Below are 13,734 nucleotides of genomic sequence, written 5' to 3'. Positions count from 1 at the left end.
CGATCCGTGGCTCGAATCAGCCTGTCACCGCAGGTAACACGGTAATCTCAACCGCAGGGCAGGACAAACCCTGCGGCACCAGCGCCGCCTGCCCGCGCGGCGGCTGGGCCGGCGCCTTGAGCATATCGTGCAGATGGCCGGTGAATTCGACCCGGTATTTGCCGGGGCGACTGAAATCGTAGGCCAGGGTCAATTCTATTTCGGCCTCGATGGCCTGGCCGGCATCGATGCGGCGATATTGTTGCAACTGCGGCTGGCCGCGTTTAAACATCGGCCCCTCGTAATCCAGTTCGCCCGCCGGACCACGGATACGTAGAAAGCGATTGCGCAGCCCTTCCAGCGGCGTATTCCAGTCCAATACCCAGACCGTGTCCTTACCGGTGTTTCGCAGCCGAAAACCCAGCATGACCGCATGGCCGGACGGCAGCGGCGGGGGGGCGAGCAATTGGCAGGCAAGCATGGCGTTGGGCTTGGCGGGCTGATTGGCGGAAAACACCGTCAGCGTGACACAGAAAAAACCGGCCGCGAAAAGCGGCCGGGCGAATGAGGACAGATTCATTGCTTTATCGACCCATCAAGGTTGATATGGGGTGTTTTCCGCAAAGTATTCGTGGTTATCGGCATTGTTCAATGCCCGGGTCGGATTGCTGCGAGCCAGCGCCTTGGCACCGCTTTGGCCGTAGACATGGTCATCCGTTCCGGCCACCACGTTGAAGTGCGACAGCTCATGCACGATCGTGCCGCCGCGCGAATCGGTACCGGTGTTCGCCGCGGCCCAGTAAGCGCCGCACAGATAGATCTTGTAAGGCTGATTCGGGTACACATAAGCGTAGACACCGGAGTCGGTACAGGAGCAGTCGAACACCAGCGGCTTGTTGTCCAGCGCATCCTTGATCTTGGTGAACTGCGCCTTGGCGGTGTTCCAGTTAGCACTGGAAAAGCGGCCGAACCAGGTGGTGTAGCGCGTGGTGCCGGAAGGCGTGCCGTTCAGGTAGCTGGTCGAGTTGTTGGCATAGCTGCTGGCGGCGCTGACACCGCTGCTGATCTGGGTACGACGGGTCACCGAACAGTTGCTGGCATAGGTCACGCTGGAAGCGGTCACCCGGTCCATCAGGGCCGACAGCTTGCGGCCTTCCTCGGCTTGGCGCAGCAGCGGGCTGCTACGGCCTTCCACCCACAGGGCGATATCGTTGGAGGCCAGCTCTTCCGACTCGACCGACTCCACGCTTTCGGCACCGGCCTTGGCCAGCTCGGCGCGACCCAGCAGGGGCGAGCGCTTCAGCACGCGGGCGCTGTCGGCCTTGTAGCGGATGCTGTAGTTGCCGCTTTGCGACATGTCATAAACCGACGACAGCTTGACCTTGGCGGAAACGGTCTGGCCCGGCAGCACGGCAATCATATCTTCGGCGATCGGGGCGCGGCGCTTGACCTGCGGACCCAGATACTCGACCGGCTTGCCATCGCGGCGGACGTCGAACATGGCTTCCTGCAGTTCCTTGCCAGGCACGAACCACTTCAGCACATGCAAAGTCTGCTTCCCTGCGTTGGTATAGCGCAGGTTGACTTCGACATCCTGATTGGCCAGGGCCGAGCTGCGGACGGCAGCCACGTCGACGCGCAGGTCGGACGCTTGAACCAAAACGGGTGCTGCTACTGCCGAAGCAGCAGCCAGTGAAACAATCCAGCGATATTGCATAGTTGCTCCTAAATCCCTTTTTGTTAGATTGGCCGCTTATGACAGCCGCTTGCTTTGCCGAGCCTGCTACGCACGACAAGATGACCGTTTTACAGCTAGGGAAAACCCCAATTCAACTTAATGCAGATCACGGGGCGGATATCGTTGGCAAAACACGACAAAACACTACCAATTACCACAGCAGCTATTCGTACAGATTTTGATAGTTTTTGCCTGCTATTTGACTGACCAGAAAAACCCCCAGCAATATCGATTGACGTTAACGTCAATGACACGCTACAAAGTCGGCGCCGTAGTCCTTCCATCGTCATGCACACATAAAAAATTGGAGCGAGACATGACCGCAACCGTAAAACTGTTGATAGCCGGCAAGTTTGTCGAATCGGCCGCGTCCGAATGGCGTGAAGTACGCAATCCGGCCACCCAGGAAGTGTTGGCCCGGGTGCCCATGTGCCCGGCCGCCGAGATCGACCAGGCGGTTGCCGCCGCCAAGGCGGCCTTCCCGGCCTGGCGCGCCACTTCCATCGCCGAGCGCAGCCGGGTGTTCATGCGCTTGCAGGCGCTGATACGCGAGCATATGGAAATGCTGGCCAGCACCCTGACCCATGAACAGGGCAAGACCCTGGCCGATGCCAGGGGCGATGTGTTCCGTGGCCTGGAAGTGGTCGAGCACGCCTGCTCGGTCGGTAGCCTGCAGATGGGTGAATTTGCCGAAAACGTTGCCGGCGGCGTCGATACCTATGCCATCCGCCAGCCGCTTGGGGTCTGTGCCGGCATCACCCCGTTCAATTTCCCGGCCATGATTCCCTTGTGGATGTTTCCCATGGCCTGCGTCACCGGTAATACCTTTGTGCTCAAGCCCAGCGAGCAGGACCCCATGACGCCGATGATCCTGGCCGAGCTGGCACAGCGCGCCGGCCTGCCGCCGGGCGTGCTGAACGTGGTGCATGGCGGCGCGGAAGCGGTCAATGCCATTTGCGACCACCCCGATATCAAGGCGATTTCCTTTGTCGGCTCGGTCGGGGTCGGCACCCATGTGTACCGGCGCGGCAGCGAGAATGGCAAGCGCGTGCAAGCCATGCTGGGCGCCAAGAACCATGGCGTCTTCCTGCCCGATGCCAACAAGGAACAGTCGCTCAATGCCCTGGTGGGCGCCGCCTTCGGCGCGGCCGGCCAGCGTTGCATGGCGATTTCGGTGGCGGTGCTGGTGGGCCAGGCGCGGGAATGGACGGCCGATATCGTCGCCAAGGCCAAGACGCTCAAACTCAATGCCGGCCACGAACCGGGCACCGACATCGGACCCCTGATCAATGGCCAGGCGCTGGCCCGGGTGGAACAGCTGATCGGCCAAGGCGTGGAAGAAGGCGCGAAGCTGGAGCTGGATGGCCGCAAGCCACAGGTGGCCGGCTACCCGCAGGGCAATTTCGTCGGCCCGACCATATTCTCCGGCGTCAAACCCGCCATGCACATCTACCGCGAGGAGGTATTCGGCCCGGTGCTATGCCTGGTGGAAGTGGACACGCTGGCCGAGGCCATCGCCTTCGTCAATGCCAACCCCTATGGCAACGGCACCGCCCTGTTCACCCAAAGCGGCGCCGCCGCGCGCACCTTCCAGCACGATATCGATGTAGGCCAGGTCGGCATCAATGTGCCCATTCCCGTCCCGGTACCCTTTTTCAGCTTTACCGGCTCGCGCGCTTCCAAATTGGGCGACCTGGGGCCCTACGGCAAGGAAGTGGTCCGTTTCTACACCCAGACCAAGACGGTCACGGCGCGCTGGTTCGACGATGAAGCCGTCGCCGGCGCCGTCAACACCACCATCGCCCTACGTTAAGGAGCCGCCATGTCGCATATCGCCTTTATCGGCCTGGGCCATATGGGTGGCCCCATGGCCGCCAACCTGCTCAAGGCCGGCCATCGTCTCAGCGTATTCGACCTGACGCCGGCGGCCCTGGAAGCCGCCGTTGCGCTGGGCGCCACGGCGGCGCCCAGCGCGGTACACGCGGTCACCGGCGCCGATATCGTCATCAGCATGCTGCCCGCCAGCCAGCATGTGGAATCGCTGTACCTGGACGAAGGCCGCCTGATCTACAGCATCGATCCCAACGCCTTGATCCTGGAATGCTCGACCATTTCGCCCGAAGCAGCCCGCCGCGTGCATGCCGCCGCCTGCGCGCGAGGCATCGCCATGCTGGATGCGCCGGTCTCCGGCGGCACGGCCGGCGCGGCGGCCGGCACCCTGACCTTTATCGTCGGCGGCGAATCCGGCCACCTGGAGCGCGCTCGGCCGGTGCTGGAAAAAATGGGCAAGAACCTGTTCCATGCGGGCGCGGCCGGCGCCGGGCAGGTCGCCAAGATCTGCAACAATATGCTGCTGGCGGTCCATATGGCCGGCACCGCCGAAGCCTTGGGCCTGGGGGTGGCAAATGGCCTCGACCCGGCGGTGCTGTCCGACATCATGCGGGTCAGTTCCGGTGGCAACTGGAGCCTGGAGAAGTACAACCCCTGGCCCGGGGTCATGGAAAATGTCCCGGCCAGCCGGCAGTACGAAGGCGGCTTCGGCGTGGACCTGATGCTGAAGGATCTGGGCCTGGCCATGGAAGCCGCCCTGGCCAGCAAGGCCAGCACCCCGCTGGGCAGCCTCGCGCGCAACCTTTATGCATTGCACAGTAGCCAAGGCGCGGGGAAGCTGGATTTCTCCAGTATTCAGCAGCTGATTAGCCATAAGAAGTGAGGCTGGCGGCGACTACCGTACACGTCAGCTTCCCTGTCTCGGCCGGCCCGGCTACACTCGCAAGTCCCTTATTGCACCGCAACACCGGACCGGCCGCCCCTCTATGACCACACTAGCCCACCTCGATCTCGCACCCTGCGGCGCCACCGCCGGTACCGTGCGCCTTCCCGGTTCCAAGAGCATCTCCAACCGCACGCTGCTGCTGGCGGCGCTCAGCGAGGGCGACACCGAGGTGCGCGGACTGCTCGATTCCGACGACACCCGCCGCATGCTGGAAGCCCTCGGCGCGCTGGGCGTGCAATGGCGCCAGCTGAACGAGCGCGACTATCTGGTCGAGGGATGCGCTGGCCGTTTGCCGGTCAAGCAAGCCGAGCTGTTCCTGGGCAATGCCGGCACCGCCTTTCGCCCCCTTACCGCGGCACTGGCCCTGATGGACGGCGAATTCCGCTTGAGCGGCGTGCCGCGCATGCACGAACGGCCTATCGGCGACCTGGTCGATGCCTTGCGGAGCCTGGGCGCGCAGATCGACTACCTGGGCCAGCCCGGTTTTCCGCCACTGGCGATCCACCCCTGGCAGAACCAGCGCAACGAACACCCCGGCCTGCGTACCCGCGTACGCGGCGATGTCTCCAGCCAGTTCCTTACCGCCCTGCTGATGGCCCTGCCGCTCAGCGGCGAGGACGGCCTGATCTCGGTCGAGGGCGAACTGATCTCCAAGCCCTATATCGAAATCACCCTCAACCTGATGCGCCGTTTCGGCTTGCACGTGGAGAAGCGCGGCTGGAACGAATTCCATCTGCCGGCCGGCCAGGGCTACCATAGCCCGGGCGTGATCCATGTCGAAGGCGACGCCAGTTCGGCCTCGTATTTCCTGGCCGCCGGCGCCTTAGGTGGCGGACCGGTGCGGGTCGAGGGCGTCGGCAGCGACTCCATCCAGGGTGATGTGAAGTTCGCCGATACCTTGGCGCAGATGGGCGCCCTGATCGCGCTGGGCGAGGACTGGATCGAATCCAGCGGTCCGGTTGCCGCGCGCGGCGGCAAGCTGAAGGCCATCGATGCCGATTTGAACCATATTCCGGACGCCGCCATGACCATCGCCGTATTGGCGCTGTTCGCCGACGGCACCACCACCATCCGCAACGTGGCCAGCTGGCGCGTCAAGGAAACCGACCGCCTGGCCGCCATGGCCACCGAGCTGCGCAAGGTCGGCGCCACCGTGGAGGAAGGCGCCGACTACCTGCGCATTACCCCACCGGCCACGCTGACCCCCAATGCGGTTATCGATACCTATGACGACCACCGCATGGCCATGTGCTTCTCGCTGGTAGCGGTAGGCGGCACCCCGATCCGCATCATGGACCCGCAATGCGTGGCCAAGACTTTCCCCGACTACTTTGCCGAACTGGCCACCGTATCCCGTTGACCGATCTCGCACGCCACGCTCGCCGAGGAAAGTCATCCAGCGTACGTGGCGATTTGCCGCCACAACGGCCGGCACCGTAAAATCGGGCCCTATGCAGCTCGACCACCCCTCGCGTGAGGGGCTTGTCATTTCAGGAATCCAAGAATATGTCGCTACTCCCCCTGCTCAATGAACGCTTTGCCGCCGCCCTGGCCCAGGTCGGCGCCGCCGATGCCCAGCCCCTGGTACAGGCGGCCGGCCGCCCGGAATTCGGTGATTACCAGATGAACGGGGTCATGGGTGCGGCCAAGGCGCTCAAGCGCAATCCGCGCGAATTGGCGCAGCAGGTCATTGACGCGGTGGCCTTGCAAGGTATCGCCGCCTCGCTGGAGATCGCCGGCCCCGGTTTTATCAATATCAAGCTGGCCGACGCCTTTCTCGCCGAGCGGGTCGAAACGGCACTGCAAGACGCGCACCTGGGTGTGCCGCAATTGCCCCGCCAGACCGTGATGGTCGAATACTCCTCGGTCAACCTGGCCAAGGAAATGCATATCGGCCATCTGCGCGGCGGCATTATCGGCGACGCCCTGGCCCGCATCCAGGCTTTTGTCGGCCAGGATGTGATCCGGCAGAACCACGTGGGCGACTGGGGTACCCAGTTCGGCATGCTGGTGGCCTATATGGTGGAATCCAGCAAGACCGGCAATGCCGCACTGGAATTGGGCGACCTCGATAGCTTCTACAAGAAGTCCAAGGTCCGCTTCGACGAGGACCCGGCTTTTGCCGATACCGCCCGCGAATATGTGGTCAAGCTGCAAGGCGGCGACCCCGAAGTGCTGGCGCTGTGGAAGCAATTCGTCAGCGTCTCCATGACCCATTGCAATGCCATCTACCAAAAGCTCGGCCTGTTGCTGACCGACGCCGACGTTCGCGGTGAAAGCTTCTACAACGACGATCTGCCGGTGCTGGTGGAAGCATTGCGCGCGCAGGGCCTGCTGAGCGAAAGCGACGGTGCGCAGGTGGTGTTCCTGGAAGAATTCCGCAACAAGGAGGGCGACCCGGCCGCCTTTATCGTACAGAAACAGGGTGGCGGCTATCTGTACGCCACCACGGACCTGGGCGCCATCCGCTTCCGTGCCGGCGAACTCAAGCTGGATCGTTGCCTGTATGTGGTGGACGCCCGCCAGGCCCTGCATTTCCAGCAACTGTTCACCGTGGCACGCCGCGCCGGCTTCGCCCCGGCCGGCATGCAGTTGGAACATATCGCCCACGGCACCATCATGGGCGCGGACGGCAAGCCGCTGAAAACCCGTTCGGGCGACACGGTCAAGCTGGGCGACCTGCTGGACGAGGCGGAAGAGCGCGCATTCAAGCTGGTCAGCGACAAGAATCCGGAACTGGATGAAGCCAGCCGGCGCGCCATTGCCGCCACGGTTGGCATCGGCGCCCTCAAATATGCCGACCTGTCCAAGAACCGGGGTACCGACTACATCTTCGACTGGGACGCGATGTTGTCCTTCGAAGGCAATACCGCGCCCTATATGCAATATGCCTACACACGGACGCAAGGCATCTTCCGCAAGGTGACGGATTGGAACGAAACCACCCCGATCCAATTGAACGAAGCCAACGAACATAGCCTGGCGCTGGAACTGGCCCGCTTCGGCGATGTGGTGCATCAGGTCGCGCGCGATAGCCAGCCGCATTTCCTGTGCGCTTATCTCTACAGCGTGGCCACTGCTTTCTCGCGCTTCTACGAGGCTTGTCCGGTGCTGCAGGATGGCCAGGTGAATGTGTCTCGCCTGAAGCTGTGCCGCCTGACCGGCAAGGTCATGGCGACCGGCCTGGACTTGCTGGGCATCAAGGTGCTAGAAACCATGTAGTACCTGGTAAAAAGCCGGCATGCGCCGGCTTTTTCTCGATAAGGCCTCCCATGCAAGCCCTCTCCGGCGCCTGGCTCTTCTTGCTTCTGCTGTTGCCGACTGCCTGGGCGGCGGACGAGTTGCTGATAGTGCGCGGCGAAGGGAATTACCCGCCCTACGAGATGACCGTGGACGGCCAACTGACCGGCGCCCATATCGAACTGGTCCAAGCCGTTGCCCGCGAAGCCAGGCTGTCCGTCAATATACGCAGCGTGGCCTGGGCACGCGCGCTGGAAATGACCAAGCGCGGCTTGGCGCAGGCGGTCAGCTTTGCCGCCAAGACCCCGGAACGCGAAGCCTTTCTGTTGTTCGATGACGCCAATATCTTGTCCAGCATGCGCTTCGGTGTTTTCCGCCTGCGCGGCGAGAGCGGACCGAGCTGGAACGGCAAATTCGCGTCCTTGCAGCCCTATCGTATCGGTATCGCCCGGGCCTACGCCTATCCGGCCGAATTCACCCAGGCGCCCGCCTTGAACAAGTTCGCCCAGGACGGCGGCTATGAAGCCTTGCTGCGCGCGCTGCACAATCATCGGGTCGACGTGATCGTCGGCGGCGTGGTGGAGATCAATAGCAGCGCCAAGGAAATGGGCTACGCGGATAGCACGCAATTGCTGCCGCCGACCTTTGGCGAAACCGCCTCCTACCTGGCCTTCTCCCGCCAAGGCCAAGGCCCCGCCATGGCGGAACGCTTCGCCGCCGCGCTCAGGCGGATGCGGGCGGATGGGCGCTATCAGAAAATACTCGCACAGTACGGGATGTAACTCGCCCTCCCCTGCGCTTGCGGGCAATTACGCGCCTTACAGCTCTCGCCGGGCGGCCACGGCCTTATTCCTTGAGATCAGACTCGTCAAGCCCAGTTATCTTCATAACAGTGGCTTTTTCCATGCCTGTCTCCAACATGTCGCGAGCGACTTGCATCAGCTTTTGCCTACCACATTCCAGACCGCGTTCCAGACCGCGCTGTTCGCGTTCCAGAATACGCTGCTCAGCAAGCTCCCAGGCTCGCTTCTCACCGCGCTGTTCAAGCATTTCAGCAATAGTCATCATCACAAACTCTCCATGCTGGGGCGCACCATGCGCCAAGGCTTTCAAGGCAATCGTTGCCTTGTTTCAGATGGTTGTGCATGGCGGCAATGCAATAACGCATCAGCCGGAACGCCATGTGTCTATCCGCGGTCGATTGGTGCTCGATCAGCACGTAGACATACCCATCCTGGCCAGAGGTTTCGACCGAATAGAGAATATCCGAGTAGTAAGCACACAAATCCGGCTCGATAAACGAGCTGGATTCCAATCGCAGCGTGCTCAAATCACACCGGTCGCGCTGCGCGGGCGGCAAATGCACCTTCAGGAAATCTCGCGCCGTATCCGGATTGGTTAAAAAATTCTTGAACAGCGCATCATGCGGGGTCGAGGTACTCATGGCGGCAGTGTGTGGGAAGCGGCGAAGCGCTAATCAAGGCATTAAACGTTTAGCCCCTTCGCCCGCCAATCAGGCAAAAGCCTGAACCCCACCCATGCCAAAAGCTTGAAAGCACGAAGCGCCTAAAAAGGCACTTCGTGGGAGCTTGCTATTAGCGTGCGGTCTTGAACTGATTGAACGCCTTGGTCAGCGCCATGGTCGTGGGCTGATCCAAAGCCGCTGCAGTTTGCAGGGTCTGCAGCACCGCGTCGGCCGGGTAGATCTTGGCGTCGCCGGTCAGCTTCTTGTTCACCAACGCGGTCGCCTTGCTGTTTGGATTGGCATAGTTGACCGTATTGGAGATCGCCGCCACTACCTTGGGATCGAGGATATTGTTGATCCACTTATAGGCGTTGTCGGCGTTCTTGCTGTCTTTCGGGATTGCCATCACGTCCACCCACAACATGGTGCCCTTGGCCGGCACGATGTACTCGATGGGTTGCGGCTTCTTGGCTTCGGCGGCGCGGTCCTTGGCGATATAGACGTCGCCGTTGTAGCCCATGGCCACGCAGACGTCACCATTGGCCAGCAGGTCGATCGGCGAATCGTTGAATACGCGCACATCCTTGCGGACCGCCTTCAGGGTCGCCAGACCGGCATCGACATTGGCCTTGGAGAAGTCGTTCGCCGGCTTGCCGTGATAGATATTGACCATATTGAACAGGTACTTCGGCTGCGCAATAAAGGAAATACCGCAGCCCTTGAGCTTGCTGGTGTATTTCGGATCGAATACCAATTGCCACATATCGGCCGGCAGCGGCTCGGTGCCCAGCGCCTTTTTCACCTTCTCGGTGTTGATGCCGAAGGCAATGGTGCCCCACATATACGGCACGACGAATTTATTGCCCGGATCGATGGCTTCCACCTTCTTCAGGAATTCCGGATTCAGGTTGGCCAGGTTGGCCAGCTTGCTCTTGTCCAACGGCAGGTACACGCCGGCCTGAATCTGCTTGGCGGCGAAGTCGGCGGAAGGATGCACCACGTCGTAACCGGATTTGCCGGTCAGCAACTTGGCCTGCAGCGTTTCGTTGCTGTCATACACATCGTATTTGACCTTCACGCCGGCCGATTTCTCGAAATTGGCGGCGGTGTCCTTGGCGATGTAGTCGTTCCAGTTATAGATATTCACCGTGCCGGCGGCTTGCGCCACTGCGGAGGTGGCCAGTAACACGCCGATCAGCCCGGGCATAAAGTGGATTTGAGCCATAGGAAATACTCCAATATCAAAGGTCTGCGGGGCAGCGGCGTAGTGGGCCGCCAACACGGCGCCCCAGCTCGGCCGGGGCGGATTTCAGTCGGCCGTATTACATCATGTGCCGCCGCGATAGGGAACCTTTGCCGATAGCGGCGCACGCGGCTGTGGCGCGCGGGCAGCGCCCTGTCGCGCCTTACATGGTACGGAACCGCCAGGCATAGGCTTGGCTGACCTTCAGCTTGTCGTCGCGGCCGCGGATTTCCACGGTAATCCGGCCCATCTCGTCGCGCCGGGCCCGCGCAATCGCATCGGCCCTGACCACCACGCCGCGATGGATCTGCCAGAACCGCTCGGGATCCAATCCTTCCAGCAATTCGCGCAAGGGTTTGCGCACATGGGCTTCATCATCGCGGCTCACCACGCGGGTGTATTTCTCGTCCGATTCGAAGAACAGGATATCGTCGACCGGGAAGAGCTTGATCACGTCGCCCACGCTGGCGCTGATCCAGGTGATACGTTTGGCCGCTTCCAGCGGACGCAGGCGCCGGTCCAGTTCAGCCATCAGTCCAGTCAGGTCAGGGGCCGGCTTGGCTGCGTCAAGCCGTTCCTGCAAGCGCGCCACGGCCTGCTGCAGGCGCTCGCGGGCGATAGGCTTGAGCAGATAGTCGATCGCACCCGCCTCGAACGCTTCCAGCGCGTGGTTTTCATAAGCGGTGGTAAAGACCGCATGGCATCGCCCATTGACCGCATGCGCCACATCGAGCCCGCTGATGCCGGGCATGCGGATATCCAGGAAGGCGATATCCGGCCGGCGTTGCTGGATGGCTTCCAGCGCGTCGGCACCGTGCTCGCATTCGGCCAGGATATCGAGCGCCGGCCAAAGCTCGGCCAGCATACGGCGCAGTTCGCTACGCGGCAGGTCTTCGTCGTCGGCAATGATGGCGGTAGGCATAAAGGGGGCTTATCCAGGCAATTCGGTTGGGTTCGACTCGGCGAGCGGTAATCGGATGGTAGCTATCACACCACCGGCCGGGCCTGCCTGCAAGGTCAGCGCTGCCCGATCGCCATATTGCGCGGCCAGCCGCTCACGGATATTGCGCAAGCCGATGCCGCTGCCCGAGGTCGCCCCACCGAATCCCACGCCGTTGTCCGCGACGCTCAAAACGATGGCCGCGCCGTCGTCGCCGTCCTCCCGATAAGCGCGCAGCTCGATGCGGACAGGACCGATCTTGGGTTCGACGCCGTGCTTGACCGCGTTTTCCACCAGCGATATCAGCATCAATGGCGGCACCGATACCTCGCCCAGGTCCGGCTGGACCTCCACGGTATAGTCCAAACGGGGAATCCGGGCCCGCATCAAGGCCAGATAGGCGCGGGCGGCGTCCAGCTGGGCCGCCAGGCGGGCTTGCGAACTCCCGCCGTCGCGGCGGATCTGCGGAATGGTGGCGCGTAGGTAGTCCACCAGGTGATCGACGATCGCGGTAGCGCGCACGGGGTCGGAGCCGATGGCAGAGCGCACCCCCGCCAGGGTATTGAACAGGAAATGCGGTTCGACCTGTGCCGCCAAAACCGACAACCGCAATTCGGCCTCGTTGCGGGCCGCCCTGGCTTCGGCCAACTCTCGTTCGCGTACCGATTGCTCCAATTTTCGGCGTTGGCGCAGAAAGGCGAGCAGATCGAAGCCGCCGGCCAACCAGGTCACCACCAGCAGGGTGATTGTTTGTTCCAGCCAGAAAGCCAGGCGCTTCTCGGCATCGGTCTGCTCGACCTCGGCCGCGTCCTCGTCGGATTGCTCCGCCTGCACGTCGGCGGCATGGCTATTGAAACTCGCGCTGAGGTCCTCGTCCGACGGTTCCGGCTTTACCCGCCTGCGGGCGGCATGATCCGCCCCGTTACGCGGACCGGCATTGAAGGTTGCGCTGAAGACCGTGTCCGGCTTTTCTGGATACTCCAGCTCGATCAGCCTGGTCGCACCCGCATCCAAACCAAAGCTGGCCACCAGCCCCAGCAAGAGAACCAGGCACAAGCCGAATAATTCCTGCCGGGGCGGCCAGCGCAGCGTGCGCACCTTGACCGCCAGCCAGGGCCCCAGGCAATACAGGCAGATCAACTGCAGCGCGCCGGCAATGGAGCTGGCCACCACTTTGGCCGACAGGGAATCGCTGACCCACCCCGCCAGCAGGGCCAGTGCCGAGGCGATGGCAACCAGGTAAAGCAGGGCCAGGCCGCGATAGCGGAACCAGGTGGGGCTGAAGATGGGATAGTTGCGGGCACGCCCAAACCAGAAACCGGTCTCGGCCGACACCTCGGTCGGCAATAATTGGTCCTGCGCGGCGGCGAGCCGGTCCGACATGGCCACAATGGCCTCCTGCTTGGGTTGGATAGACGTGGGCAGCATAATCGAGGCGAGTCCGTGGCGGGAAACCTGCGACGAAATGGCGGGAAAAGCGATCAAGTCAGCCCTGGCCGGCACCAGTGCGATGGTAAGATGCGACAACTTTTCCAGGCACTTTTCCATGCGTACTTATCTCGATCTGCTCCAGCATGTCCTGGACCATGGCAGCACCAAGACCGACCGCACCGGTACCGGTACCCGCTCCGTTTTCGGTCACCAGATGCGCTTCGACCTGCGCCAGGGGTTTCCGCTGGTCACCACCAAGAAGGTGCATCTCAAGTCCATCATCCATGAGCTGCTGTGGTTCCTGAAGGGCGATAGCAATATCGCCTACCTGAAGGAAAACGGCGTGCGGATATGGGACGAATGGGCCGATGCCGAAGGCAACCTCGGCCCGGTCTACGGCGTGCAATGGCGCAGCTGGCCGACGGCGGACGGCCGCCATATCGACCAGATCGCCCAAGTGGTCCAGCAGATCCGCACCACCCCCGATTCGCGTCGGCTGATCGTCTCGGCCTGGAATGTGGGCGAGATCGAGCAGATGGCCCTCCCCCCTTGCCATGCCTTCTTCCAGTTCTATGTCGCCGACGGCCGGCTCAGCTGCCAGCTCTACCAGCGCTCTGCCGACCTGTTCCTGGGCGTACCGTTCAATATCGCCTCCTATGCCCTGCTGGTCATGATGGTGGCGCAGGTCTGCGGCCTGGAGCCGGGCGATTTCGTCTGGACCGGCGGCGACTGCCATATCTACACCAATCATATGGAACAGGTGCAGCTGCAGTTGTCGCGCCAGCCGCTGGCGCTACCCACCATGAAGCTGAACCCGGCGGTCAAGGATATCTTCGGCTTCCGCTTCGAGGATTTCAGCCTGGAAGGCTATGAATCGCATCCGGCGATCAAGGGCGATGTGGCGGTATAGCACGGGCGTTCA

The 13,734-nt window shown here is 62.2% G+C and carries 12 protein-coding genes and 1 pseudogene; 6 read left to right on the top strand and 7 right to left on the bottom strand.

Annotated features, from left to right (window positions below; translation table 11 throughout):
* Positions 1–16 precede the first annotated feature (16 nt).
* Together FNU76_RS18075 and FNU76_RS18070 are read right to left on the bottom strand one after the other, a co-directional pair.
* A complete protein-coding gene (locus FNU76_RS18075) occupies positions 17–559 on the bottom strand; it encodes a protease (protein ID WP_144279486.1) in 543 nt (180 codons plus the stop codon).
* Positions 560–574: 15 nt separating this feature from the next.
* Positions 575–1,639, bottom strand: a complete 1,065-nt coding sequence (locus FNU76_RS18070) for a M35 family metalloendopeptidase (RefSeq protein WP_179958172.1) — start codon at positions 1,637–1,639, stop codon at positions 575–577.
* Between the two features lie 394 nt (positions 1,640–2,033).
* Between FNU76_RS18070 and FNU76_RS18065 the strand changes: the two genes are divergently transcribed.
* From FNU76_RS18065 to FNU76_RS18045, 5 genes are all read left to right on the top strand, one after another.
* Positions 2,034–3,530, top strand: a complete 1,497-nt coding sequence (locus FNU76_RS18065; protein WP_144279484.1) for a CoA-acylating methylmalonate-semialdehyde dehydrogenase — start codon at positions 2,034–2,036, stop codon at positions 3,528–3,530.
* Between the two features lie 9 nt (positions 3,531–3,539).
* Positions 3,540–4,430 carry a 3-hydroxyisobutyrate dehydrogenase gene (gene mmsB, locus FNU76_RS18060; RefSeq protein ID WP_144279483.1) on the top strand — a complete coding sequence of 297 codons (891 nt, stop codon included), beginning with the start codon at positions 3,540–3,542 and terminating at the stop codon, positions 4,428–4,430.
* Between the two features lie 103 nt (positions 4,431–4,533).
* Positions 4,534–5,853, top strand: coding sequence for a 3-phosphoshikimate 1-carboxyvinyltransferase (gene aroA / locus FNU76_RS18055; RefSeq protein WP_144279482.1), 1,320 nt, complete (start codon positions 4,534–4,536; stop codon positions 5,851–5,853).
* 146 nt (positions 5,854–5,999) lie between these two features.
* Complete coding sequence (argS, locus tag FNU76_RS18050; RefSeq protein ID WP_144279481.1) at positions 6,000–7,715, top strand: arginine--tRNA ligase; 1,716 nt, start codon at positions 6,000–6,002, stop codon at positions 7,713–7,715.
* Between the two features lie 50 nt (positions 7,716–7,765).
* Complete coding sequence (locus FNU76_RS18045) at positions 7,766–8,515, top strand: substrate-binding periplasmic protein (RefSeq protein WP_144279480.1); 750 nt, start codon at positions 7,766–7,768, stop codon at positions 8,513–8,515.
* Positions 8,516–8,579: 64 nt separating this feature from the next.
* On the opposite strand, the gene FNU76_RS25305 is transcribed toward FNU76_RS18045, so the two are convergent.
* From FNU76_RS25305 to FNU76_RS18025, 5 genes and pseudogenes are all read right to left on the bottom strand, one after another.
* Positions 8,580–8,801, bottom strand: coding sequence for an Rpn/YhgA-type helix-turn-helix domain-containing protein (locus tag FNU76_RS25305; RefSeq protein ID WP_373279703.1), 222 nt, complete (start codon positions 8,799–8,801; stop codon positions 8,580–8,582).
* Positions 8,802–8,853: 52 nt separating this feature from the next.
* Positions 8,854–9,177: pseudogene (locus tag FNU76_RS25300) on the bottom strand (Rpn family recombination-promoting nuclease/putative transposase); the annotation flags it as partial.
* 151 nt (positions 9,178–9,328) lie between these two features.
* On the bottom strand, positions 9,329–10,423 hold the full coding sequence (locus tag FNU76_RS18035) for an extracellular solute-binding protein (protein WP_144279479.1): 1,095 nt from the start codon (positions 10,421–10,423) through the stop codon (positions 9,329–9,331).
* Between the two features lie 181 nt (positions 10,424–10,604).
* Positions 10,605–11,363, bottom strand: coding sequence for a LytR/AlgR family response regulator transcription factor (locus tag FNU76_RS18030; RefSeq protein ID WP_144279478.1), 759 nt, complete (start codon positions 11,361–11,363; stop codon positions 10,605–10,607).
* A 9-nt stretch (positions 11,364–11,372) separates the two neighbouring features.
* Positions 11,373–12,929, bottom strand: coding sequence for a sensor histidine kinase (locus FNU76_RS18025; protein WP_144279477.1), 1,557 nt, complete (start codon positions 12,927–12,929; stop codon positions 11,373–11,375).
* On the opposite strand from FNU76_RS18025, the gene FNU76_RS18020 reads away from it, so the two are divergent.
* A complete protein-coding gene (locus FNU76_RS18020; protein ID WP_144279476.1) occupies positions 12,928–13,722 on the top strand; it encodes a thymidylate synthase in 795 nt (264 codons plus the stop codon). The two genes, FNU76_RS18025 and FNU76_RS18020, sit on opposite strands and share 2 nt — an antisense overlap.
* Positions 13,723–13,734: the final 12 nt, after the last annotated feature.

This window comes from Chitinimonas arctica (assembly GCF_007431345.1).
GTDB classification, from domain to species: Bacteria; Pseudomonadota; Gammaproteobacteria; order Burkholderiales; family Chitinimonadaceae; genus Chitinimonas; species Chitinimonas arctica.
Note: the sequence above shows the minus strand (reverse complement) of the source record. Positions and strands in the feature narration are given on the sequence as shown.

What these genes read in the sequence shown, in the direction of transcription:
- FNU76_RS25305 (WP_373279703.1), bottom strand. Translation starts at nt 8,801, where the DNA reads ATGATGACTATTGCTGAAATGCTTGAACAGCGCGGTGAGAAGCGAGCC.
- mmsB (WP_144279483.1), top strand. Translation starts at nt 3,540, where the DNA reads ATGTCGCATATCGCCTTTATCGGCCTGGGCCATATGGGTGGCCCCATG.
- argS (WP_144279481.1), top strand. Translation starts at nt 6,000, where the DNA reads ATGTCGCTACTCCCCCTGCTCAATGAACGCTTTGCCGCCGCCCTGGCC.
- FNU76_RS18035 (WP_144279479.1), bottom strand. Translation starts at nt 10,423, where the DNA reads ATGGCTCAAATCCACTTTATGCCCGGGCTGATCGGCGTGTTACTGGCC.
- FNU76_RS18045 (WP_144279480.1), top strand. Translation starts at nt 7,766, where the DNA reads ATGCAAGCCCTCTCCGGCGCCTGGCTCTTCTTGCTTCTGCTGTTGCCG.
- aroA (WP_144279482.1), top strand. Translation starts at nt 4,534, where the DNA reads ATGACCACACTAGCCCACCTCGATCTCGCACCCTGCGGCGCCACCGCC.
- FNU76_RS18025 (WP_144279477.1), bottom strand. Translation starts at nt 12,929, where the DNA reads ATGGAAAAGTGCCTGGAAAAGTTGTCGCATCTTACCATCGCACTGGTG.
- FNU76_RS18075 (WP_144279486.1), bottom strand. Translation starts at nt 559, where the DNA reads ATGAATCTGTCCTCATTCGCCCGGCCGCTTTTCGCGGCCGGTTTTTTC.
- FNU76_RS18065 (WP_144279484.1), top strand. Translation starts at nt 2,034, where the DNA reads ATGACCGCAACCGTAAAACTGTTGATAGCCGGCAAGTTTGTCGAATCG.
- FNU76_RS18020 (WP_144279476.1), top strand. Translation starts at nt 12,928, where the DNA reads ATGCGTACTTATCTCGATCTGCTCCAGCATGTCCTGGACCATGGCAGC.
- FNU76_RS18030 (WP_144279478.1), bottom strand. Translation starts at nt 11,363, where the DNA reads ATGCCTACCGCCATCATTGCCGACGACGAAGACCTGCCGCGTAGCGAA.